15 protein-coding genes are annotated in these 25,164 nt (G+C 46.7%); 8 read left to right on the top strand and 7 right to left on the bottom strand.

Annotated elements, in window-relative coordinates; genetic code table 11:
- Window positions 1–10 precede the first annotated feature (10 nt).
- On the top strand, window positions 11–2,857 hold the full coding sequence (locus tag PRUB_RS01680; RefSeq protein ID WP_010383130.1) for a valine--tRNA ligase: 2,847 nt from the start codon (window positions 11–13) through the stop codon (window positions 2,855–2,857).
- 111 nt (window positions 2,858–2,968) lie between these two features.
- Here PRUB_RS01680 and PRUB_RS01675 read toward each other — a convergent pair whose 3' ends face one another.
- Window positions 2,969–5,377 carry a PAS domain-containing hybrid sensor histidine kinase/response regulator gene (locus PRUB_RS01675; protein WP_010383131.1) on the bottom strand — a complete coding sequence of 803 codons (2,409 nt, stop codon included), beginning with the start codon at window positions 5,375–5,377 and terminating at the stop codon, window positions 2,969–2,971.
- Window positions 5,378–5,650: 273 nt separating this feature from the next.
- Between PRUB_RS01675 and PRUB_RS01670 the strand changes: the two genes are divergently transcribed.
- Window positions 5,651–7,459, top strand: a complete 1,809-nt coding sequence (locus PRUB_RS01670) for a S8 family peptidase (RefSeq protein WP_010383133.1) — start codon at window positions 5,651–5,653, stop codon at window positions 7,457–7,459.
- A gap of 11 nt (window positions 7,460–7,470) precedes the next feature.
- Window positions 7,471–7,896, top strand: coding sequence for a hypothetical protein (locus tag PRUB_RS01665; protein WP_010383134.1), 426 nt, complete (start codon window positions 7,471–7,473; stop codon window positions 7,894–7,896).
- An 89-nt stretch (window positions 7,897–7,985) separates the two neighbouring features.
- Here the strand turns inward: PRUB_RS01665 and PRUB_RS01660 are convergent, their stop codons facing one another.
- The 6 genes from PRUB_RS01660 to prlC all read right to left on the bottom strand — a co-directional run bounded on the left by PRUB_RS01660 (window position 7,986) and on the right by prlC (window position 17,401).
- On the bottom strand, window positions 7,986–9,545 hold the full coding sequence (locus PRUB_RS01660; RefSeq protein ID WP_010383135.1) for a bifunctional GNAT family N-acetyltransferase/carbon-nitrogen hydrolase family protein: 1,560 nt from the start codon (window positions 9,543–9,545) through the stop codon (window positions 7,986–7,988).
- Between the two features lie 117 nt (window positions 9,546–9,662).
- On the bottom strand, window positions 9,663–10,670 hold the full coding sequence (locus PRUB_RS01655) for a DUF4350 domain-containing protein (protein ID WP_010383136.1): 1,008 nt from the start codon (window positions 10,668–10,670) through the stop codon (window positions 9,663–9,665).
- Window positions 10,671–10,818: 148 nt separating this feature from the next.
- Window positions 10,819–12,744: a methyl-accepting chemotaxis protein gene (locus PRUB_RS01650; RefSeq protein WP_010383137.1), complete on the bottom strand. Its 1,926-nt coding sequence runs from the start codon at window positions 12,742–12,744 to the stop codon at window positions 10,819–10,821.
- Window positions 12,745–13,218: 474 nt separating this feature from the next.
- On the bottom strand, window positions 13,219–13,974 hold the full coding sequence (locus PRUB_RS01645) for a class I SAM-dependent methyltransferase (protein WP_010383139.1): 756 nt from the start codon (window positions 13,972–13,974) through the stop codon (window positions 13,219–13,221).
- A gap of 82 nt (window positions 13,975–14,056) precedes the next feature.
- A complete protein-coding gene (locus PRUB_RS01640) occupies window positions 14,057–15,196 on the bottom strand; it encodes a response regulator (RefSeq protein ID WP_010383140.1) in 1,140 nt (379 codons plus the stop codon).
- A 159-nt stretch (window positions 15,197–15,355) separates the two neighbouring features.
- Window positions 15,356–17,401, bottom strand: coding sequence for an oligopeptidase A (gene prlC, locus PRUB_RS01635; protein ID WP_010383141.1), 2,046 nt, complete (start codon window positions 17,399–17,401; stop codon window positions 15,356–15,358).
- A gap of 253 nt (window positions 17,402–17,654) precedes the next feature.
- Here prlC and gorA point away from each other — a divergent pair, with 253 nt between their 5' ends.
- The 5 genes from gorA (at window position 17,655) to PRUB_RS01610 (ending at window position 24,528) form a co-directional block, all read left to right on the top strand.
- Window positions 17,655–19,010 carry a glutathione-disulfide reductase gene (gorA, locus tag PRUB_RS01630; RefSeq protein ID WP_010383142.1) on the top strand — a complete coding sequence of 452 codons (1,356 nt, stop codon included), beginning with the start codon at window positions 17,655–17,657 and terminating at the stop codon, window positions 19,008–19,010.
- Between the two features lie 92 nt (window positions 19,011–19,102).
- Window positions 19,103–20,305 carry a site-specific integrase gene (locus PRUB_RS01625; RefSeq protein ID WP_010383143.1) on the top strand — a complete coding sequence of 401 codons (1,203 nt, stop codon included), beginning with the start codon at window positions 19,103–19,105 and terminating at the stop codon, window positions 20,303–20,305.
- Entirely contained in the window at window positions 20,298–22,001 is a 1,704-nt protein-coding gene (locus PRUB_RS01620; RefSeq protein WP_010383144.1) for a hypothetical protein, read from the top strand. The genes PRUB_RS01625 and PRUB_RS01620 overlap by 8 nt, the downstream gene beginning before the upstream one ends.
- Window positions 22,002–22,010: 9 nt before the next feature.
- Complete coding sequence (locus tag PRUB_RS01615; RefSeq protein ID WP_010383145.1) at window positions 22,011–24,098, top strand: hypothetical protein; 2,088 nt, start codon at window positions 22,011–22,013, stop codon at window positions 24,096–24,098.
- A complete protein-coding gene (locus PRUB_RS01610; RefSeq protein ID WP_010383147.1) occupies window positions 24,091–24,528 on the top strand; it encodes a hypothetical protein in 438 nt (145 codons plus the stop codon). Before PRUB_RS01615 ends, PRUB_RS01610 begins: the two co-directional genes overlap by 8 nt.
- Window positions 24,529–25,164: the final 636 nt, after the last annotated feature.

Raw genomic sequence — 25,164 nt, 5'->3', positions numbered from 1 at the left:
GTTCTGTGTAATGGATAAAACCTATAATCCGCAAGATATCGAACAGTCTTTGTACCAAGGCTGGGAAGAGAATGGCTACTTTAAGCCATCAGGTCAGGGCGATGCCTATTCGATCATGATCCCACCACCGAATGTCACGGGTAGCCTACACATGGGCCACGCCTTCCAGGACACCATCATGGACACCCTGATCCGCTACCAGCGAATGCAGGGCAAAAATACTTTATGGCAGGTGGGAACAGACCACGCAGGTATCGCAACCCAAATGGTTGTTGAGCGTAAGCTGGCCGCTGAAGAAAGCAAAACCCGTCACGACCTGGGCCGCGAAGAGTTTATCAACCGTATCTGGCAATGGAAAAACGAGTCAGGTGGCACCATCACCAAGCAGCTTCGTCGCCTGGGTGCATCGGTAGACTGGGATCGTGAGCGCTTTACTATGGACGACGGTCTGTCTGAAGCGGTGAAAGAAGTCTTTGTTCGTTTATATAAAGACGATCTGATCTACCGCGGTAAGCGTCTGGTTAACTGGGATCCAAAACTACACACCGCAATTTCTGATCTGGAAGTAGAAAACAAAGACAAGCAGGGCCACATGTGGAACCTGCGTTACCCGCTGGCTGATGGTGTTAAAACCAAAGACGGCAAAGACTACATTGTAGTGGCAACAACGCGTCCGGAAACCATGCTGGGCGACACCGGTGTGGCAGTCAACCCGGATGATGAGCGTTATCAGGACTTGATCGGCAAAGAGATCTTATTGCCAATCGTCAACCGTCGTATTCCAATCGTTGCCGATGAACACGCAGACATGGAAAAAGGCACTGGTTGTGTGAAGATCACACCAGCACACGACTTCAACGATAACGAAGTTGGTAAGCGTCATCAGCTGCCCATGATCAACGTCTTCAACAAAGATGCGGCGATTTTGAGCGAAGGCGAAACCTTCACCTTTGATGGCAAGCCACTGGAGCTGGATGCGCCATTGCCTGAGCGCTTCCATGGTCTTGATCGTTTCGATGCCCGCAAACTGATTGTTGATGAGTTTGAACAAGCTGGCCTGCTGGAAAAAATCGACGACCACAGCCTGACTGTCCCTTATGGCGACCGCTCTGGTGTGGTCATTGAGCCACTTTTGACTGACCAATGGTATGTACGCGTTGCACCACTGGCTGAGCCGGCAATTAAAGCCGTAGAAAACGGTGACATCCAGTTCGTGCCTAAACAGTACGAAAACATGTACTTCTCCTGGATGCGCGATATTCAGGACTGGTGTATTTCTCGTCAGCTATGGTGGGGACACCGTATCCCGGCCTGGTACGACAACGAAGGTAATGTTTACGTTGGTCGCGATGAAGCCGAAGTACGCCGCGACAACAACCTGGCCGACGACGTTGTTCTGAGCCAGGACGATGATGTACTGGATACCTGGTTCTCTTCTGCACTGTGGACCTTCTCAACCCAAGGCTGGCCAGAAAATACTGACGATCTGAAGATGTTCCACCCGTCAGATACGCTGGTGACTGGTTTTGACATCATTTTCTTCTGGGTTGCCCGTATGATCATGATGACACTGCACTTTGTGAAAGACGACCAAGGCAAACCTCAGGTGCCATTTAAAACCGTTTACGTAACCGGTCTGATCCGTGACGAAAATGGCGACAAGATGTCTAAGTCAAAAGGTAATGTACTGGATCCGCTGGACATGATCGATGGTATCGATCTGGAAAGCCTGGTTCAGAAGCGTACCGGCAACATGATGCAGCCACAGCTGGCCGCAAAGATTGAAAAGAACACCCGTAAGACTTTTGCTGATGGCATTGAAGCACACGGCACCGATGCGCTGCGCTTTACCCTGGCTGCTATGGCCTCAACCGGTCGTGATATCAACTGGGATATGAACCGTCTGGAAGGGTATCGTAACTTCTGTAACAAGCTGTGGAACGCCAGCCGTTACGTGCTGATGAACACCGAAGAGCAGGATTGTGGTTTCAACGGTGGCGAGATGCAGGTGTCTCTGGCAGATCGATGGATTTTGGGTCAGTTCCAGAACACAGTGAAAACCTTCACGGAGCACCTGGACAACTACCGCTTTGATCTGGCCGCGAACACCATTTACGAGTTCACCTGGAACCAGTTCTGTGACTGGTACCTGGAGCTGACTAAGCCAATTCTGTTCAAGGGCAACGAAGCCCAGCAACGTGGTACACGTCACACCCTGATCACGGTTCTGGAAGGCCTGCTACGTCTGATGCACCCGCTGATGCCTTATATCACAGAAACCATCTGGCAGCGTGTTGCACCACTGGCTGGTATCGAAGCAAACACCATCATGCTGCAGCGCTTCCCACAGTTTGATGCCGAACAGGTAGATACACAAGCAATGGAAGACCTGGAGTGGGTTAAACAGTTCATTCTGGCTATCCGTAACATTCGCGGTGAGATGGACATCAGTCCAAGCAAACCACTTAGCGTGTTGCTGGCCAATGTGTCTGAGCAGGATCAACGCCGTCTTGACAACAACCAGGCGTTCCTGAGCTCACTGGCTAAACTGGAAGACATCAAGGTACTGGCAAGCAAAGACGATGCCCCGGCATCCGCTACCGCCTTTATTGGCGACCTTGAGATCATGATCCCTATGGCGGGTCTGATTGATGTCGAAGCCGAAATGGCCCGTATCGCCAAGCAGCTGGAAAAAGCGGAAAAAGGCCTGGCACAGGTTGAGAAAAAGCTGGCAAACGAGAAGTTCGTCAACAACGCTCCTGCTGCGGTACTCGATAAAGAAAAGGCCAAACTGGCCGAGTACAGCGACGCCAAAGCCAAGTTGCTTGAGCAAAAAGCGAAAATCGAAAGCCTGTAAAATTTAAACCTGAGTCAGTTATCTGGCTCAGAGTTAAGTCTCAAAAAGAAGCCGCTAAGCGGCTTTTTTTTTACAACCCATAATGAGTGTTGCTTACGTAATCATATCGGCTCACGGCTCTGAAGAGGTCGAAAAACGCGCTAACACCTGATATAGATTACTCATATCTATAGGCTTGCCAACATGTGCCACAAATCCCTGTGCCAAATACCCTTTCACATCTTCGGTCATCACATTCGCAGTCAGTGCAATAACAGGAATGTCCGCATGACTCTTGCTAATTTGACGCTGCGCTTCGTTGCCATCCATTTCTGGCATGTGAATATCCATCAGTATTAAATCAAAGTGAGTGTGCATTACCGCGTCGACAGCCTGAGTGCCATTTTCGACAATTGTCAGTGCTGCCTGTGTACTTTTTAAAATTGCCTTGATCAACATTTGGTTAATCTTATTATCCTCGGCAACTAAAATGTGTTTCCCCGTCAAATCTGGCGGCGATAACGATTCACTTTTTTGGCCACTCGATTTAAGTACTGTTTTCTCCAGGGGTAATACAACCTTAATTTGGGTGCCCTCTCCCACTTTACTGATTAAATCCAAAGAGCCATTCATTAACTTAACAAGGCTCAGCGTGATAGACATCCCTAAACCTGTTCCACCATATTTTCGTGTAGTTGAACTATCCGCCTGAGCAAAACGCTCAAAAATCCGCTGCTGAGCTTCTACGCTCATCCCTATCCCTGAATCAATCACATCAATACAGAGCGCCTGTTGGTTATTCTGCTCTGTGCAGCTCACAATCACTTTAACACAGCCCTGATCCGTAAATTTCACCGCATTAGAGATAAGATTGAGTAACACCTGTTTGACTCTGACAAGATCGCCCAACCAGCCGTCTGTAAATGACGACTCAATGGTCACAATCAATTCAATTCCTTTCTTGCTTACAATACTATCCAGGTCATACTTCACTGAATCCAACACATCAATCAACGAAAAGGGCACCTGCTCCAGCGTTAACTGATTAGACTCAATTTTAGAATAATCCAGAATATCATTGATAACTGTCAGCAAGCTTTGAGCCGAAAAAGCCGCATTGTCCAAGATAACTTTTAAATCAGGTTCCAACCTGGCTTGATGAAGCAATTGCAGCCCACCCAATATAGCGTTCATCGGCGTCCGAATCTCATGGCTCATATTGGCAAGAAAATCACTTTTTGCTTTAGCTGCGTTTTCCGCTTCTTGCTTAGCCTTAATCATGGTTTTCATGGCAGTCACTTTTTCAGTGATATCATAGTTAACACCAATGACTTTAACGGCCTGATTTTGTTCATTTCGGATCACCTCAGCTGTCGCTTTCATGGTTCTTATTCGCCCATCGGGATGGACCACTCTAAACTCAGTATCGTAGTAACCTGTTCCTGCGATTGCCGATTCAAGCAAAGCTCTAGCTGATGCAATATCGTCAGGGTGAACACTATTCTCCCAGGCTTCATAAGCACCTGAGAATGTCTCTTCCGAGATACCATACAACCTATACATCCAGTCATCCCATACCAGTGCATTGGTCAGCAAATCCCATTCCCATACGCCTATCCCGGCAGAATCATTCGCTAATTGCATTCTAAATGCACTGACATCTGCCTTTTCCTTAGCTGCACGAATTTGCTCTTCGACTTCTTTTTGTTTTGAAATGTCCTGAACGATAGACCAGATAAAATCCTGACCAGTGACATCGGTTATCAGGATACCTGATAACAATACGGGATAGGTGTGCCCTAGCTTATGAATATACTCTTTCTGATATGGACCATAACGCCCCATTTCTGCCATATCAGCAAGTTGCTTAGCTTCTTGATCAGCATATTTTTTTGGCGTGAGTTGCCAGTAATCCATCCGATTTAGTTCATCAATACCGTACCCCGTAAAACGACTAAATTCTGCGTTGATATAATCGAACCGGCCATCTTCCAGATAGTTAATGGCGATACCAATCGGTGCAAGATCCACAAACTCTGCAAACTTCTGCCTTTCTTGTTCCAGCAAAGTTTCAATCTGCATACTGGCCCCGCCCAATGTATGCATGCGAACTTCAAGATCAGAGACAAATGCCAGCAAAGACTTCTTAGCGCCGTGTTCAACCAAATGTCCACGGACCCTGACAGGAAAACGCGCGCCTGTTTTATGCTGATGTTGAGTTTCGAAATCGATGTGCTTGTTACTCTGCACCCTCAGCCAAAACTCAGCCCAGCTTTTTGGCGTGAAACTGGGGTTACACTCCCAAATGTGCGATCCAATCAGTGCACCCTGTGCATAACCCAATTTTTTACTTGCTGCATTGTTGAGATACAGGATTTCAGAGTCAGAGCTGATCCATAAGATTTCATCGGTCGCATACTCCATTGACAACTTCAGAAATTGAAGTAACTCAGTTTCACTCATACTGGGCGGAAACTGCGCGGGTTCAGCATCTAATTGTGGTGTTCCGTCCAAAATATTTACATCCGGTAATTTAGCCATACTGAAATCAAAGAAGTGCTCATGCTAAAAATGTAGGCGAAAAAAAACGGATGATAAAGCCAGAGTGCTTTTGCATTGGCTAGATCAATCTGGTGCAGTTCCAACAACCTCATTTGCGATTGCAGTAAAAAGCCACACCAACTAGTCAAAACAAACAAAAAAACAAATAAAAAACCCCATTATAAAAACAAAATGCAACCTTGCATTTTCAAATGTGACAATATAGGGTACACAAAACAACAGGTACAAATGTAAATAAGAAGAAACTAATTTATGATAAGAACTAAGCTTACAATACTGGCAGCCTGTATTGCTGCTACCCACAGCTTAGCCGTCTCGGCTAACGACTATCCACTAATGCCTGGCGATCCGCTGGTCTCTCATCAGTGGCATTTGCAAAATACAGGTCAGGCAGCATTCTCTGACAGAGGTGGTAAAGCCGGTGAAGACATGAACTTGTCACTGACCCATGCGCTGGGCATTTTGGGCACAGGTGTGACAGCCGCGGTGATCGATGGCGCCGTAGAGCTAACCCACCCGGATCTGCGCGACAACGTGCGCCCTGGTTCATGGAACTTTACCACTGATACTCCGGATCTGGTCCCTGGTGGCCCCACAGATCGTCACGGCACGTCGGTTGCCGGGATCATTGCTGCCAGTGCCTTTAACGGCATTGGTGGACGAGGCATCGCACCACGCGCCGGTATTGTGGGCTTTAACCTGATCTCATCAGGCAACTACAACACCGCGAACTGGCTACAGTCGCACGGCATGTACTCAGATGGCTATAATAAACATTCTTTTGATTTCCCAAGAATTTTTAACCAAAGCTATGGCCGCACTATGTCTGCACCAGACAGCTTTGACTACACAATCGATCCCTGGCTGAAAACCTATGAAGATGCCCAGGAAGAGATCACTCGTACCACCCATGGTGGACGTGGTGCCCTGTTCGTCAAATCTGCGGGTAATGGCTACGCCAGACAAACTTTTACCGACCCTCGTTTTGGCTCCGGCTATCTGCGCTTTGAAAACAACAACCATGGCCTGCCTTTACAGAATGTCAACCTGGAGCAAATGGATACCTCATTTTGGAATATGGTTGTGTCGGCCTACAATGCCGATGGCCAATTGTCTTCATACTCCACCGTTGGTTCAGCAGTATTCGTATCAGCCACGGGCGGTCAATATGGTGTCTATACCCCGGCAATGATCACGACCGATCTGACCGGCTGTGACGCTGGCTACAACCCGGCTTATGGTCGCAATGACTTGCATGGCGGTCATCCATTGGATCCGAACTGTGATTATGGCGCGCGCTTCAACGGGACGTCTTCGGCAGCACCAAGCGCTGCGGGTGCCATTGCCCTGATCATGTCTGCCAACCCGGCATTGAGCTGGCAAGATGTGCGTCACATACTGGCCAGCACCGCCAGACAAATCGATCCGGATAACGCCGGTGTGGCACTGTCGTTTGAAACTGCGCAAGGTGACACGGTCAGCTATCAGGCCATTGACGCCTGGCAAACCAACGCCGCAGGCTATGCCTTCCATAACTTCTATGGCTTCGGTGCAGTAGACGTGGATGCAGCCGTAAACATGGCGCGCTTCTATGACCAACAGCTGGGTCAGTTCACACAAACTGAACGCTTTGCAGTGACAGCCAACAGTGCCATTCCAGATGGCGATATCAACGGAGTATCAAGCACTTATCAGTCAACAGAAGTGATGACAGTCGATGCCATTCAGGTACGTGTTAACATCGACCACACCAGCACAAGAGATTTAGCCATTGAACTGATTTCTCCATCAGGTACGCGCAGTGTGATCATGACACCACGCACAGGCACCATCCTGGGACAAAACGGCATGGAAAATACACAAATGCTGACACATCACTTCTATGGTGAGCAGGCACAAGGTGAATGGACCCTGCGTGTCATCGATACAGCAGCTCAGGACGAATTCTATGTTTTCGACCCGCGTGCAGCTGGTGCGCCCAACGTCAACATGGTGCACAGAAACAATTCAGACAATGGCCTGCTGAAGTCGTGGGACATTCGCTTCATCGGTCGTAAATAAGGAGTACTGACATGAAAAAATACTTACTCACCACCGCATTACTTGCCTGCGGAATTTCAACTGCCAGTGCATCCAGTAACGAAGTGTATGAAGCACAACCGCTCAGTGCGACACTCAGCCATAGCGTGACGCTCAATGGAAAAAGTTATTTGTCTGCCAGTGAGCACTTGCTAACAGGTGTAGCAATCACAGATGCGAAAACCGGCACCACCTACATTTTAACCGGTGAAGTGGTTGCAGAACTGGAACCGCTCATCAATGCCCAGGAATTTGCTGCGGCACATAACCTGGAACTGGTTTATGTCCGGGCCAATCGTGCCATTTTCGCAGCACAACCTGGTACAGAGCTCAATGCCTTTAAAGCCCATATCGAGGGCCTGGCAGGGGTGACCAGCACCCAATTTGGTATTGATATCGAAGGCCTGGAGTCAGAGTAACGGGCAAACAAACCCGGCACTCAGGTGCTGGGTAGCTCTTCTGAGCAGCCATAGTCTCAGCGCATATTCATCACATGCGCCCATCCCAATTACTTAACTTTTTGTTCGCCCAGCCAGTTAATTCGATACAGGTCCCGCCTTCTGTCCAGGTAGTTTCTGACGGAGCCCTCGTGACGCAGCTCGTGTAACTTCTCCAGATCCAAATCGACTATCAGAGTCATCTCTGTGTTGGGGGTGGTTTCAGCCATCGTGGCGTCGTGGGGAAACGCAAAATCTGAAGGCGAGAACACCGCAGACTGGGCGTACTGGATATCCGCGCCATCGACCTTAGGTAAGTTGCCCACACTGCCTGCCGTCACTACATAACATTCGTTCTCTATGGCGCGGGCTTGGGCACAACAGCGTACCCGCAAATAAGCATTTTTGGTATCTGTCCAGAATGGGACAAATAAGATCTGCATGCCCTGCTCTGAGAGTAACCGCCCCAGTTCAGGGAATTCCACGTCATAACAGATGAGGATCCCTATTTTGCCAAAATCGGTGTCAAACACGTTCAGACTGTCGCCGCCTTGCATGATCCAGGCACTTTTTTCATAGGGGGTCGGATGGATCTTGGTTTGCGATTCTATGGTGCCATCGCGACGGCAGAAGTAGGACACATTGTAGAGGGCTTTGTCTTCAATCACCGGGATGGAGCCGGCGATAATATTAATGTTATAACTCACCGCCAGATGCGAAATCGCCTCCACCACTTCAGTTGAGAATTCAGCCAGCGCTTTGATTGAATCCAGTGAGTTTTCGTGCGCTTCAATGCCCATCAGAGGCGCATTAAACAGCTCAGGTAACAACGCCAGATCACATTGATAATCAGCCAGTGCATCGATAAAAAACTCCACATGCTGTGTCAGCTCTGCCACAGAATGGAGTGGCCGCATTTGCCATTGCACACAGCCGACCCGGGCCGACTTCTTCACCGCACCAAACAGCGGCACTTCATTGCGTTCATAGTAAAGGTTGGTCCATTCCAGCAAAGTGGCGTAGCCTTTTGATTCTTTGTCTTCAGGCAGGTATTTGTTGAGCACCCGTTTGACCTCAAAATCATTAGACAGTTGAAAGCTCAAAATGGGGTCGTAAATTTCTTTCTTTTTGACCAGTTCAATATACTTCTGTGGCGACATCTCACTGGCATGGTGCTGATAGTTGGGAATACGCCCGCCTGCCACAATCGATTTAAGATTGAGACTCTGACAGAGCTCTTTTCTGGCTTCATATAACCGCCGCCCCAGGCGCATGCCCTGGTAATCGGGATGCACAAAGACTTCTGCGCCGTACAACACGTCACCGAGTGGGTCATGGGTGGTCAGATAGGCATCGCCGGTGATCTCCTCATAGGTGTGATGATCGCCAAACTTGTCGTAATCCACAATCAATGAGAACGCAGCAGCGACGACTTTACCGTGATCCTCAATACAGATCTGGCCTTCGGGAAAACTAGAGAGCTGAGCCTTAAATTGTTTTTCTGAAGGTGCCCCGCCTAAGTCTGGATAGACAATGGCCATGACTTCTTTAAGATCTGCGTAGTCACCTGCCTCCAGGCTGCGCAGATTGAGTTTATGTTCAAAGTTCTCCGTTAAATTACCGTCGCTCATTGTGGCTCCTGCTATCCAATATTCACTGTTTACGGTGTTATACGACCACCTTAGTTAAAGATAGTCGCTGCAAAATAAGCGCACAAATTGGTGCAGCAAAGATGAGCGTGTTCTGGTTTACTCAGCGCGGGCCAGCCAGTGCATCACATTCAGTAAAAACCCCTCGTTGTGCTCGGCACCGGGAGACGCCAGACCATATTTTTTGCCACTTTTGCTATCAACCTGAGAGGAGAACATCATGCCTTCTGCAAATACCGCAACGCGACCTTTCCCGACCTCGAATACGGCGCCCTGGCTCCAGCCTGCGACATCCACACGAGGACTGTCGGCGGTGATCTGAAAGGGGATCTCTGGTGTCACCGCTATCTTACCTTGACCAAGCGTCAGTAATGAGACAGCACCCTGAGGTACTTTGAATGCCGACCCGCCAAAAGCACGCACCCGCTCGATTTGACCTGTTGATTGCTCTGCTGCGGCTGATGCAGCCCCACCAACCGCACTTGTTACGCCAAACCCGGTCATAGACACCGCGCCGGGTAAGGTTCTCAGTGCGGGCACCACGGCCAGTGTGATGGCATGTTGTGCGAGGGTATTATCAGCGGTGCTAAACTGCGCTTCGCCCACATGGCCATGACTGAACTCAACACCCAGCGCAGTCGCCAGATTATCGATCACGCGAGGAAACGGTGTATGATCTGCCACTAAAAACAGCGATCCACCCTGCTCTATCCAGCCAATGACAGCGCTCACCTCTTGCGCTGTAAACGCCTGACCAAAGGGGGGACTCCAGTCAGTGCGGTGACGGTCCAGCGCATTGGCTATGACAAGGATATCGGCCTGGTTTAAGTGGGTTGTGCTGAATGGCTGACTGCTGGCTTTCACGGTATAACCATCGCTTTGCAATACCTGAGTGAAAGCACGGTAGCGGCCATGCATAGTCAGAAAATTATAGTGTGCCTCATCAAACAACACCAATGGGCTGTTATTTGCTGAGAAACGCCGTTCGGTGTTCTGGGGTGTAAAATCCGGGTCGCCCTGCTGGGTACTGTCAGTACAGGCAATCAAGCCTGACCCAACGATCATGGTGAACATGCCCGCTGTCAGCGCTTTGGCTAGCCAAGTCATTGTGTGCTGTCCTTACTTTTCCATCATGCATTGGCAAGTATTAGCAAAGATCCGGTGACTTACCAGAAAAGGACAGCCAGAGTCTCTGCTCGTTCAATGCAGACAACACGTCAGGCGAGCAGACAAGTTAACTCAGAAAGCACAATGATTATCGTATTCCGATACTCTCGCGGATCTTAGCCATTTGCTCCTGCAGGCTGTGCTGAATGTCACGTACCTGCTGGTTAGAGCCATTCACCTGCTGCTTCATCGTGGCCATTGCGCTGCTGAAGTTATCAACCAGTGTACTTTGCTGCTGTGCCAGCTCCATGGCATGCTCAGCGACCTGACTGGCACTTTGCGCGCGCTCCGCGACGCCTTCAGAGTTCCCCTTTAACTCCTGAGCATGCTCGGTCTGTTGCTGCGCTTCATCAGCCAGCGCGCTGATCTGCGAAGACACTTTGCTTGAGTTATCGCTGAGAATATTCAGTTGTTCATTGATGTCAGAGAGTGAATCCTGCGTTTGTTGCGCCAGCTTACGGACTTCATCGGCCACCACAGCAAACCCGCGTCCATGCTCACCCGCACGCGCAGATTCAATGGCGGCGTTCAGCGCCAGTAAATTGGTTTGTTCTGCAATAGTGCGGATCATTTCGATCACTTTGCCCACATCGGCAACGCCATTGAGTAGCTCATTAAGGCTGGACAAGCCTTGCTCTACCCGTTGTTGTGTGCTGGAACTTGCGCTTAGCATCGACTCAGCGTAACCGACACTCTGTTTCATTGCAGAGAAGGTTTCACCCGCATTGTCAGATACCTGTTGGTTGATTTCGCTGGCTTCCAGACCCAGCGCTTTAATCTCATCCAGCTGGTCCTGGTTTTGCTCTACCTGTGTTGAGGTGGTCTCAGCCAGTTCGCTGATACTGGCCAGGTTGGTGTTCATATCCTGCATAAAATCATTGATCACCGCCAGCATTTGCTCTCGCTCCTCAGCTTCACCGCGCTGACGTTCAATCAGTTGGTTAAAGTAACTGGCGATTTCACCGATTTCGGTATTGGCATTCTGGCTGTCGATGTTTTTCAGCTCATTGCTCTCTATCAGGAACGCAAACCCATTACGTAACTGGCGCAGTGGCGTCAGTACCTGGCTAAACTGGACGATATAAACAGCAATGGCCAATAGCACCAGCAAGCCGATCGCCACACCAAAGATAGTAAACACGTTTTTCTTCAGTGAATTCTGCTCGGCTTGTAGTGCCACTTCCGCACTCAGTACCAGTGCCGAAATGTCCTTAATATCACCTCTTAATTGCGCCATCCCCTGCTGGCGCTGCTCGGCCTGGGCCAGGGTATTTTCCAGATCGCGACTAAACCGTTTGGGCCAGCTGATCAGTTCGGCCTTAATCTCTAAAGCCAGATCTTCAGCTTCCGCGCCCAGGAACAGCTCATCTTCATCAATTTCACTCATGACGCCCAGATTGCCAAGGCGATCGATTTGTTGCGCCAGCTCCTGAAGACGACGCACGCTGTTCATCAGGTTCTGACGTGTTTGCTGTTCAAAATGGATCACGAGCTGGTAGGTGTAAATGCTCAGGTTAGTCACTTCACCATAATAGTCTGAAGCCAGTGCATAGTAGCGCGGTGCTAGCGGATGTTCAGGGGCTTTGGCGGTGTAGCTCATTAATGACGATGCCGAGCCTGACATCTGCCTGATGGCATTGTCCAGTAATGCCATTTCATTGCCCGACAGCTTGCCCAGCGCACGATACTTGCCATTGATGTCCGCATCAAGTGCATCAAGCTGGCTGGTCATATCGTTGGCAAGGGTGGAAGGCAACGCTGTCAATTGCTGTTGTTTAAGTTGCGCTATTTGTCCGCTGGCTTTACTGAGCTCCTGGCTATCGCCACTGCTCAGATAGTCTTCGATCGTACCGGCTAAATCGATCAGTATGGTGTTTTTCAGCGTAACATAAGCGTTGTTTTGTTTATCTAATTCACTAAAGACCTGACTGGCCCAAAACAGAGTGGCAGCCAGCACGATACTGGCCAGAGCCAGTAACACGGCAAGCAGCCGGGTAAAGGTAGAAACACGCATAGATACTACAGCCATATTGATTCAAATTCGGGCGTAGACTATTAATATTTTATGACAATTTGATGTAGATTGCTCAGAAAATAGCCAGTCAATTTTAAAAACATACTTTTGGCGTAGGCGAACTCTCTACCTTTTACAGGAACTTTACTTCATGCAGATGACAACCTACTCAGAATGGTCAATTTCTGACTCTGTTGTTGCTTTAAAAGCCCCTATTTCACCACACACAAACAAATGGTTGTCCGGCTAACACCCGGGTGACTGGGCAGATTGCAATCAGTGAGCGAAAGGCACTTACCGTGCGGCCATTGAGTAGTTTATATATTTATATGTTGGTGGCTGCACTCATTGCAATAAACAACAGAAGGAGAATGCAATCAATAAACAAAATACGGACTCTCCGTGTTGCTATGAGACAGTGCTCGTATCCAATGCGGGATGAGTGCAAGACACAAAAGTTAAGCGCACATAGCACTATTTCATCGCAGCTTTAACATAAACATCAAAACGATTCTTTTTGGTCTCTATCTGCATACTGGGTTTTTGCTCGTTCAGGAAAGGCGCATAATCCGGACGTTTAACTACGACCCGCTTGGTGGCCAGTGTATAAGCGAATGGCAATAAGGCATCGGCGTCGGCATCTCCCCCTACCAGAGACTGGAACACCCGCATTTCTTTTTTAACCTGAGCCGATTTCTCACGATGCGGAAACATAGGGTCCAGATAAACAACGTCCGGATTTAACGCACTCTGCGCTAACAAGTCATGACTGGAACCAAAGATCATTCGCATATTTTGCTGCATCCAGCTGCCGATTTCACTATCCTGATAGGCGCGCTCCAGACCGTCAAACAGCAAGGCAGCCACCACAGGGTGACGTTCGTGTAATATCACTTCGCAACCCAACGCAGCCAGCACAAAGGCATCGCGTCCCAGCCCTGCGGTTGCATCGAGTACCACAGGGGTTGCCCCTTTGTTGAGCCCCACCGCCTTGGCAATGGCCTGTCCTTTACCACCGCCAAACTTACGACGGTGCGCACTGGCGCCGGTGACAAAGTCTACCCGTATGCCACCGAGCTTTGGCTCATCCAGTTTTAGCAACTGCAAACCCGCTTCATCATAAGTCAGACGAAAATTAGGGTTGGTCTGCTGCCAGTCGTGCAGCGCAAACTGCTGCTCTATACGCGCAAGATAAGGTCGGTTTTCGGCAAAAGGGGTGTGGATGATCAACAGCAGGCTCCGCAAATAGTAACGCAGAGATTATATCTGGATCATCCCGGTTATGAAATCTTTGTGTCTGTGCCTGATTAGATTAGAACAGTTCAATGTCGGTCTGGGCGGGCACATCTTCCTCGCTCCAGGGTTTGGCCATCTGGTTAAGGCTCTGGATCAGTTCATGGCGTACTTCTGTGATCTCTCCCAGTTTGTAGCGGATAATCGAAAAGTCGTCATTGATCAGTGAAAAGTGCTCATACAACTGCTTTACTTCAGCCTGATTGCCATTGGCCTGCCCGTCACTCACATAGTCAGAAAACTGGCTCAGTTTATCATTGAATCCATTAGCTACCTCGCCCAGCTGATCGCTCAGCTCTTCAAATGCCAGACCAATTTGCTCCACTTTAGTGAGTGCGACTTCGCTGACCTCCATATCTTTGATTTTGGCATTGGTGGCTTCCAGTATATGCGGCAGCAGATCTTTGTAACGCCCGTACAAACCCACATCATCGGTTGGCATGTTTTTGATCAGCAGTGAGACTTTGGGATAGTTAATAATGGTGCGACGGCCAAAATCGACAAACCGGTCGCCATCTCGGTGTTTTTCGAGCAGCTCCTGCTCCAAAGGCTGAATAGCACCTTCCTGAGAATAAAACACTTCACTGTCGTGATACCAAAATGCGACGGCAACTTGCAGCTGCAAAGGCACAAAAAACTCAAAGAAATACTCCGACAGCGTATTCAGGTCATGAGCATGATAAGACTGGCCCACATACCGCATAATGCGGCCCATATCACCCGAATCTGACATAGCAATTTCGGCGGTGATTTGCGCTTTCTGCACATCCTGCTTCAGCTTAAGTGACTGACGGCGATACTCATCGAGTACTTTAATACGGGCCAGCATTTCATCGCTGTCGAAGGGTTTGACAATATAGTCGGCGCCACCGGCGTTGTAGCCGCGCATGCGCTCAGAGGTGGCACTTTTAGAAGATAAAAACATCACCGGAATATCGCACAACTGAGGGTTGGCTTTGAGTCGCTCACACACCTCAAACCCCGAAGGGCCAGGCATTTCAATATCGAGTAAAATAATATCCGGGCGCTGCTGTGCTGCCATTTCCAGGCCTTCTTCGCCACTGTAGGCATGGATGACTTTGCAGCTGTGCAGTAAAGATTGTTCAACAATGTGATGTACCAGTTTATCGTCGTCAATGGCCAGTACTAGATTGCTCATGCAGCATTCCCTACAAGGTTTGTTCTTTAGAACAGCATAGCGTGAACTGTCTAATTTGCGAATGGAAAACACCACACAACGTACTTATGTGGTGTTTTTGAGTCGGTGCTGGTGACACGCGGGAAACAGATGTTCAAAACGCCACCAGCCTAGGGGCGATTATGCCGCTTTTTCGATACCACTGTGACGCAGCAGTGCGTCTACACTGGGCTCACGACCACGGAAACGGGTAAACAAAGCCATTGGCTCTTCTGAGCCGCCCTTCTCCAGAATATGCTGCATAAAGTCCGCACCAGTCTGGCTATTGAAAATCCCTTCTTCTTCAAACCGGGAGAACGCATCCGCAGACAGGACTTCAGCCCACTTATAAGAGTAATAACCTGCGCTATAACCACCAGCAAAAATATGGCTAAAGCTGTGCTGGAAACGATTAAATTCAGGCGCTTTTACAACCGCAGTTTTTTCCCGAACGGCATTCAGTGTTTGCTGGATCTGACACGGTTTATCTGCATCAAAATCGCTGTGAATATGGAAATCAAACAAAGAGAACTCCAGCTGACGCAGCATCTGCATTGCGGACTGGAAGTTTTTCGCTGCCAGCAGTTTGTCGAGCAGTGCTTTTGGCAACGGCTCGCCAGTCTCATGGTGACCAGAAATAAAGGCCAGCGCCTCTTCCTCGTAGCACCAGTTTTCCAGGAACTGGCTTGGCAATTCTACCGCATCCCAGGCAACCCCGTTGATACCCGCAACTGGTGCAGCATCGACTTGGGTCAGCATATGGTGAATACCATGACCAAACTCATGGAATAACGTCGTGACTTCGTAGTGCGTAAACAACGCCGGTTTATCACCGACCGCTTTGTTGAAGTTACACACCAGATAGGCAACGGGAGTTTGCAACTCACCGCTGGCGCGTATCTTACGGCCCATGCAGTCGTCCATCCAGGCGCCGCCGCGCTTATGTTCGCGAGCATACAGGTCCAGATAGAAATGGCCGCGCAAAGTGTCTTGCGCATCATGGATAGCGAAAAAACGCACATCAGGATGATAAGTATCGAAACCCTGAACCTCTGTGACCTTAATACCAAACAGACGGTTCACGGTTTCGAACAAGCCTTTTAATACGGTATCTGCCGGGAAATAAGGACGTAATAGCTCATCAGAGATGGCGTATTTAGCCTGTTTTAGCTTTTCGCCATAGTAACCGTAGTCCCAGGCCGCCAGCTCAGTGGCCCCATGCTCTTTTTCTGCAAATGCTTTCAGTTCGGCCAGCTCTTTCTCTGCCTGTGGCTTAGCATGCAACGCCAGGTCATTTAAAAAGGCAAAGACTTGCTCTGGTGACTGCGCCATTTTAGTGGCCAGTGATTTATCTGCATAACTGTCAAAGCCAAGCAGCTGCGCCAGCTCATAACGCAGGGCCAGCTCCTCACGCATGATCTCTGAGTTATCGAATTCTTTGGCATTTGGACCCTGATCTGACGCACGCGTCACAAAAGCACGGTACATGTCTTCACGCAGCGAGCGGTTGTCCGCATAAGTCATCACAGGCAGATACGATGGAATATCTAAGGTAAATAACCAGCCTTCGAGTTCTTTACTCTGCGCCGTGTGTGCCGCCAATGCCAATGCGGATTCAGGTAAGCCAGACAATTCGGCTTCATCAGTCACATGCTTAGTCCAGGCTTGAGTGGCATCCATCACATTGTTACCAAACTTGGCTGCCAGCTCAGATAAACGCGCGCTGATCTCGCCGTAACGCTGTTGCTGCTCAGGGGCCAGTGCGATGCCCGACAACTGGAAATCGCGCAGTGCATTATTGATGGTTTTTTGCTGTGCCGTGCTCAGCGCTGCAAAGGTGTCAGAGTCTTTTAACGATTTATAGGCTTCGTAAAGCCCCTGATGCTGACCAACATAGGTGCTGTATTCTGAGATCAGCGGCAGACAGGCATCATAGGCCTGGCGCAAGGCGTCGTTGTTAACAACCGAGTGCATGTGCGACACAGGTGACCACATACGAGATAGTTTGTCATCGGCTTCTTCGAGCGGCAAAACCAGGTTTTCCCAGCTATATGCATCGTTTTTGAGCACCGTATCTATGGTATCACGGCAGTGCGCAATCGCCTGTTTAAGTGCTTCTACAACATGTTCTGGTTTGATTTGTGAAAACGGTGGCAAGCCTTCCATGCCAATTAACGGGTTAGTCATAACGCCTCTCTGTTGATCTTTGCTTATCTCATGTATTTGGGGTGTTTCCTGACAAAAAACAAGGCTTCCCGGTCAATCCTGACAAATTAAACAGGACCACCTCAGGGCATCGCCCTCTCTGGTCACGTGCGGCATCACAGTGTTATCGGAAAAAGCGATGGCTATCATCGGAAAAATTCATCCCACCAGACTTTGCCCCGGCAGATATAGTGTTAAGCTAGGGCCATTTATCAGCATTTGTAGAGATTAAAGCATGGCACAACATTTTGATTATATCGCCATTGGTGGCGGAAGCGGTGGTATTGCCTCGGCCAACCGAGCAGCAATGCGTGGCGCAAAAGTCGCCCTTATCGAAGCCAAACATATGGGTGGCACCTGTGTAAACGTGGGCTGCGTGCCCAAAAAAGTTATGTGGCATGGCGCACAAGTGGCCGAAGCCATTAAACTGTATGCACCGGATTATGGCTTTGACGTAGAAGTTAAAGACTTCGACTGGGGCAAACTGGTTGAAAGCCGCGAAGCCTACATTGGCCGCATCCACCAGGGTTATAACAAATATCTGGCCAGCAATGGCGTCACTGTGATCAATGGCTTTGCCAAATTCGTTGATAACAACACGGTTGAAGTCAATGGCGAACACTACACCGCCGATCACATCTGTATCGCCGTAGGCGGTCGCCCGTCGATTCCGAATATTCCGGGCGCTGAGCTGGGCATTGATTCTAATGACTTCTTTGAGCTTAAGGCACAGCCTAAGAGCGTGGCCGTGATTGGCGCAGGCTATATTGCCGTTGAGCTGGCGGGCGTATTACACAGCCTGGGCACAGACACGCACCTGTTCGTACGTAAGCATGCTCCGCTGCGCAACTTTGATCCTATCCTGATTGACACCCTCACCGAGGTAATGGACAAAGAAGGGCCTACCCTGCACACCCACAGCACACCTAAGTCGCTGAGCAAGAACGACGACGGCAGCGTCACTTTACACCTGGAAAACGGCGAGTCACACACGGTTGAGCAAGTGATCTGGGCCATTGGTCGTGAGCCTGTGACTGACAAAATCAATCTGGCTGCCACCGATGTGGCCATCACAGACGGCGGCTACGTAAAAGTAGATGAATACCAGAACACCTCGGTGTCTGGCATTTATGCGCTGGGTGACATCATGGAAGGCGGCATTGAGCTGACGCCGGTAGCAGTGAAAGCCGGTCGTATGCTGGCCGAGCGCCTGTTTAACCCGGAAATGCCTGACGCCAAAATGGACTACAACCTGGTCCCGACTGTGGTCTTCAGTCACCCGCCCATCGGCACTATCGGCCTGACCGAACCAGAAGCTGTTGCACAATACGGTGAAGACAACATCAAGGTCTACACCTCAACCTTTGCAGCCATGTACACAGCTGTGACCCAGCACCGCCAGCCTTGTAAAATGAAACTAGTGTGTGCCGGTGACGACGAAAAAATCGTTGGCCTGCACGGCATCGGCTTCGCGGTTGATGAAATGATCCAGGGCTTTGGTGTTGCCATGAAGATGGGCGCAACCAAAGCCGACTTTGATTCGGTTGTGGCTATTCACCCGACGGGATCTGAAGAGTTTGTTACTATGTAGATCTTTTTATGGAAAACTAAACTGTAGATTTTCATAGTCTGGAAAACTGAACTACCCTCATTAAAGACTTATCTTTTTTGAGGGTATTTTTTATGGTTTACGTAGTTGAATCATCACCCGTAAATGTTCCTAGAATATACCCTAAAGTATCAGCTGAAACTCCTCCCATTTCACTGAAAGGCTTTCCTACCTTTTATAGTTCCGACCATCAATACTTGATGCCTGTTAACCTATGGATGAACTATTTAGTAAATCTTCGGAAATCAAAAGACTTAAACTCTGCAGTTCGAGCAATCAAAAGGTACTGGCAGTTTTTGGAAGCAAAACAATTAAGGTGGGATGATTTTCCTGCTACGAAGTACCTGCGTCCGACTTACCGCTTTAGAAATGATGATTTACTCAGCAGTGCTCGAAATGGTGAAATTCAGTTTTCTACCGCATCCTTGTACATGCTTCATGTCATCAAATTTTATGAATGGTGTATTGCACACCGACTCTTGCATGTGACAGAGCATGCTAAACCATTTGAGTATGAGTTAGTTAAAGTGCAAAACCAAGGGACAATGAGACATCTAAACCCACAGTTTCTTGTAACAAGTACAGACCTACGCATTAAGGTTCCCAAACGCGCCAACATTCAGTCATTAAACCCATTAAGTAAAGAGAATATTCGTCTTTATGCCTCTGAATTAACAAACTTTAGCATTGAGTTTGTATTACATCAGTTATTGCAAATTCACTCTGGGCTAAGAATTAATGAAGCTTGTACTTTCCCACAATCTCTTGCCCTCAATGAACTGCATACAGGCTTTTACTCTGAAGTTGTGATAGGGCCAGCGAATGGCGTTACTACGAAACATAGTAAAGAGCGAAAGGTAGAAATCCCAGCAAAGTTAGCTGTTTTACTCCATTCTTACGCAACATCTATTAGGCGAAAGAAGCGCCTAAAAGGTAAGGAGAGCCAATTCCTGCTCGTTACAAAAAATGGTACTCCATTCAACGCAAACAACGTACAGCAATCCTTCCGACGATTGAAAAAAAACATAGAAGTAAAAAATTCCATGGCTTTTAAGCATAGGACTCATGATCTCAGAGCAACCTATTGTACCTATCGGCTATCATCATTGCTTGAGCATGGGCTACAAAAAAATGCTGTGCTCCAAATGATGGCATGGATGGGACACAACAGTGAAAGTACCATATGGAAATACGTAGACTACCTTGAGAGAGAAAAGAGCGTTCAGGATGCCACTAGTTTCTTAGACCAGATACTAGAGGAAGCAGTATATGAATGAAATATCACACCATCCAGAATTGGTAGTAAGCCTCAAAATTGGTATATCAAAATATCAATCATTTGATTTCAATCGATTTCGCTACCTTGGAGTTCCCACAAAAAAACAAATTGAAAAGGCAAAATTCGCTAACCGCGACAAGTTAGTTCACAAGTGGGTAGATACCTTGGGAAGAAACCAAGAATATTCTGACCGGACTAAGTTTGGTTATTTCCATGATTTAACTCGATATGTAAGTTTTACTGACAGCCGGGTGCTCAACCCAGAATCAGAGGAGGCTGCGAATGCTTGGGAGCAGCACCTCATTGAAAAAGTTAGGCTAGGAAGCATGCAAGTTAATACAGCACAAAAGCATAACAGTGCAATTCGGTGCCTGTTAAAACTCTTAGGCTACCCCGTCGCTAAATGGTTCTCTCCTCATGGCCTATTTCGTCGGGAGTCAAATCCGACAGAAGCCTATTCAGACGCAGAGCTAAAAACTCTTCTGAGACTTATTCAACCACTGTTTAATCAACTTTATAAACAGATTACATCTAATTTCACTCTCTACCTAAATGCCCAGCCAAGAGATAAATTTGCGTCTATCCAGCTTAAAGGACGCAATTACCAAGTAGCTGGGGCCATCACTAAGTACTTTACCCTTGGGTACTTCTTAATGTCGTACTACACATGGGGAAATAGCACTACCATTCTGAAAATGAAGAAATTTAAGCAATCTGACCTGAGCAAGAATATCGTATATTCTCAAAGCGTACTAAAAGCCAGAGCTAATAAGTATGTGACTATCTCGATTGGTGAAAACAACAGTCAGCATGTGCCTAAACATGCATTGAGATTTATCAACAAGCTTCTAGAACTTAGTAACCTAATCGCTCCGCATAGCGATCATCTGTTTTTTAAAGTTAGCAGAGGAAAAGCTTCCCCCCTTGAATCTTCAAATCTTCGTGACATAACTAATTGGTTACTTGAGTACTTCAACCCCATAGATGATTACGGGAAGCCACTGCGGCCAATGGCTAAAAGGTTTAGAGCTTCAGGTAGTGCTCGTTACTTAGATTTGACGGGAGATGCGGTTGGGGTAGCTAGTCTATTAGGTAACACCCCCCAAACATTAAGTCGTCACTATACAACAGGTAGTCCCATAGAAAACAAAAAGCAGCTTCAGGCTGCGGCCTACACACTAGAAGCTGTTGCTCGTTGTTCTGACGTAGCTGAATCAAAAAATTATGCTAAACAACAACTGGATGTTGAGGTACTGCCATATGAGGAGTTCCTAGAAAAATACTCATCTTTTAAAAAGAAACCACAAGCGACAATCATAGGCTCTGGTTGCAAAGACCCTTTTGGTACCCAAGCTGACAATTACAGAAGAAAAATGAACTTCAGCCCAAAAGATCTCGATGTCGAGCACCTGGCTTGCTCAGATATTCTGAAATGCTTTAGCTGCCCTAATCAAGTGATTCTAGAGGAAGTCGAGGATATTTGGTGTTTGATGAGTTTTAAAGAGGCGGTTAACGACTCTCTTGCAAATCATGCAAATCGACAGCAATTCGAAAGAAACTTTCAAGACTTAATAGACAAAATTGAATTGGCTATTTTCAAGGTCGATCCTTCTATACGCCGAAAGGCACAGAATAAGCTCAAAAAAGAAGGGCGACATTGTTTATGGCCGGAAGGAATCAATGATCTATTTTAGGAGTTAGATATGAGAGTCTTACTAGAACTTCCAAATAATAACGTGCTAAAAGAAAATCAAGATGGGTATCTAAACGTACTTGACCTGTACAATAAAAACGATTTATTGCACCTTTACAAAATCCCAGTGACTAAGACATTCTCAGGTTCTATCGTCAGTTACTTTGGCGACAAAGAGTGGGATTTAACCGCTTATGTTGATAGAAAAATTACAAACAAATATAAAATAACATTTAACGAAATATCATCACAATCCCTTGCTAACGAGTTCAAGTTGATCTTTTTTATTTGGATATACACTCCTGCAGGGCAGCGTCGAACTTCACCACTAAAACCCACTTCTCTTATAGCAATTCATAGTAAGTTGACACAAGTTTATAAGTACCTAGACAAGTTAAAGTTAGATAGCATTTCAAATTTATCCCACCCCGTTCTTTTTTATGAATTTTGCAGTTACATCAAAGAACTAGAGTATAGCTTCATAAGTGCCCAGCACATATTTTCAGTGTTGGGAAAAGTACAAGAGTCATCAAAATATTTACCTTTCTCATTCGAAATTCCTACTGACCAAGGTTCAGGTGAGTTAGCGTCTGAATACTGTAGCCCTTCAAAAAGTAGAGCTGACCAATTCTATGCTATGCCTACATCTGTGATGGAAAAAATTTATTTATGGTGCATTAAATTTATTGAAGAACTCCACCCGCACAAAGAGCTATTAAACGAACTAGCCTCTGAACTGAGGCTTAACTACAAAATGGGTAAAAAGACCATAGATAAGAAAATAGACTCAGGCACTTGGCCATGGCTGAGTTATGACTCACCGAATTACCGTATTGAAGTTAATAAATCCAAACCTGTGCCATACAAGCTCATCATTGAGTCATTTTTAGTTGGCTCACCTCTTGAAAAATACTGTATCCCGTCAGCCGCAAGAACACAGGGTTGGTTCAGCAAAGTATTAACGGCTTGCTATATTCTGTGTGCAGCATTCACTGGCATGCGAAGAAATGAATTGTATGGACTCCACTCAGATAGCTTTAAAACTCGAATATTCAATGGCAAAACAATTTACACACTTCAGTCTTATCATCACAAAATGACTCAAGGGAGAGGACAGTTGACAGAATGGGTCACGTCTCCAATTACCAGGAAGGCTATTGAATTAGCTGAAGCTCTAACTCGACATATGCGAGTCGAATTATTATCAAGTCCTAACCCAATGAAAAACCATGAAGCTAGTTGCCTTTGGATAAATCAATCCAAAAAAAGTGAAGAGCCAAAATTAATGTATGAAGGACACTTGAGGACTAACTTCGACTTGATAGCTAAAGAGGCTGGTGCATTAATTGACCAGCAAGTCCTGGATGAGTTTAAACTGATCAACCCAAATAGAAACCCTCTGAACGCTGACAAAAAGATTCAAGTAGGTAAGGTTTGGCGAATTACAACTCATCAATTTAGACGAACTTATGCCGTATTCGTTAGACGGCATAACCTTTGCTCACTTACAGCTATTAAAGATCAATTCAAACATCTCGACATACCCACTACTGATTGGTATGGAGAAGGAAGCGCCTCAGCTGCATTGCAAGGAATAGAAAAAGACAATGAATTAAAAGAGCTCATAAGCTCAGTCGCAAATGAAGTAATTATTGATAATGTTTACCGCTGGTTTAACTCAAATGAAAAACTATATGGAAAAAGAGGCCTCGAGATAATGAAAGAACGCAGCTCAATTCCATCAGACTTAAAAACTAGAGAACAAATCCAAGAGCTTGTTGAAAAGGGCATAATTGATCTAGTTGGAACACTGCACTCATATTGCCTTGCAGGTTATGAATGCCGCATGGATAAAGTAGCTTCCACAGCAAGTTGTTTTAAGTGTGAGAACCAATTAATTGATGAAGAAAAAGCCAAAAACTGGATTCAACGCCATAGATGGGCAACTGAGCAAATAATTTATTTAGATTCAATTAACAGATTAACCTCATCCATTGAAAGCCATTATATAACACAAATTCATGCTACAGAAAGAGTTATGCACTATTTTAAGATCCCTTTTGAAAAATTTAATCTCAAAGGCAAAGAAAATGAGTAAGTCAAATTTAACGCGAGTAAAAATAGAGGAAGCTCTGGAGCGCATACTCCAGGGGCACCCAAAAATAGTGCCTTCATCACAAAAGCTATCAGTAAAAGCGGTGGAAGAAGAAGCTGGATTAGGTAGCGGTTCTGTCTATTACTACCCTGAGCTTGTCAGTAGGATAAAAGAGCATACTTTAAAGACACAGAAAAAAAGCCAAAATAACTCACTGTATGAAGAAAAAATATCATCTCTACAGAAGAAATTGAAAAACGAGAAAAGGTTAAAAGAAAAATATCGTTTCGAGGTCATAGAGCTAAAATCCCAACTGAGTAGTATGGCGAGCCAACATAACCAACTCGCGTTAATTATCCAGCAATATCAGTTCAAAATTAATGAGTTAGAACATTTGGATAAAGTTCACCGAATAGAGAACAAGGATCGTTAGCGGAGCAATAACATAAAGGTTTAAGCACTATCTCTGTAGCAGCTAAACAACTTTTTATACAACTTCGTTCAGCTGAAAAAGTTATGGATTACTTCGAGATAAGTTACACTCCTTACAAACCTGAAATCGAGTTCAGACAGATTTGAGTAAGTCAGAAAACACAAGATTAGAGCTTCTAAACGCCATTGACAGAATACTTTCCGGCAACACCATACGTATTGATGCCAAACGTGGGTTAAGCGCGATAGCAGTCTAAGAGGAAGCTAATCTCGGTAATGGTTCTACTTACTACTACAAAGATGTAATTGAAAAAATTAAGCAGTTCAAGTCAAAAGCCATCACAAAAAAACAAGCACAACAAAACTCTGATGTCACTAGGCTACGTGAGAAGCTTGCCAATGAAAAACGGTAAAAAGAAAAATACCGCGAGCCTCAAAGAATTGATGTCACTAGTGGCGGCTACTCACAACGCTCTTGCACTATCGAATCATCAGTTTCTTAAAAGAATAAATTATTTAGAGTGTGAGCTGCATTTGTAAAAATGCTAAAACCTTACTGATTTGAGATGCATCTTAGAAGTACTAATATCATTGTTTATAAGAACTGGAAACTTTGTCCAAGACAGCCTAACTGTGA

Source organism: Pseudoalteromonas rubra, from assembly GCF_000238295.3.
Classification (GTDB): domain Bacteria; phylum Pseudomonadota; class Gammaproteobacteria; order Enterobacterales; family Alteromonadaceae; genus Pseudoalteromonas; species Pseudoalteromonas rubra.
This window is presented reverse-complemented; position numbering and strand designations above follow the sequence as displayed.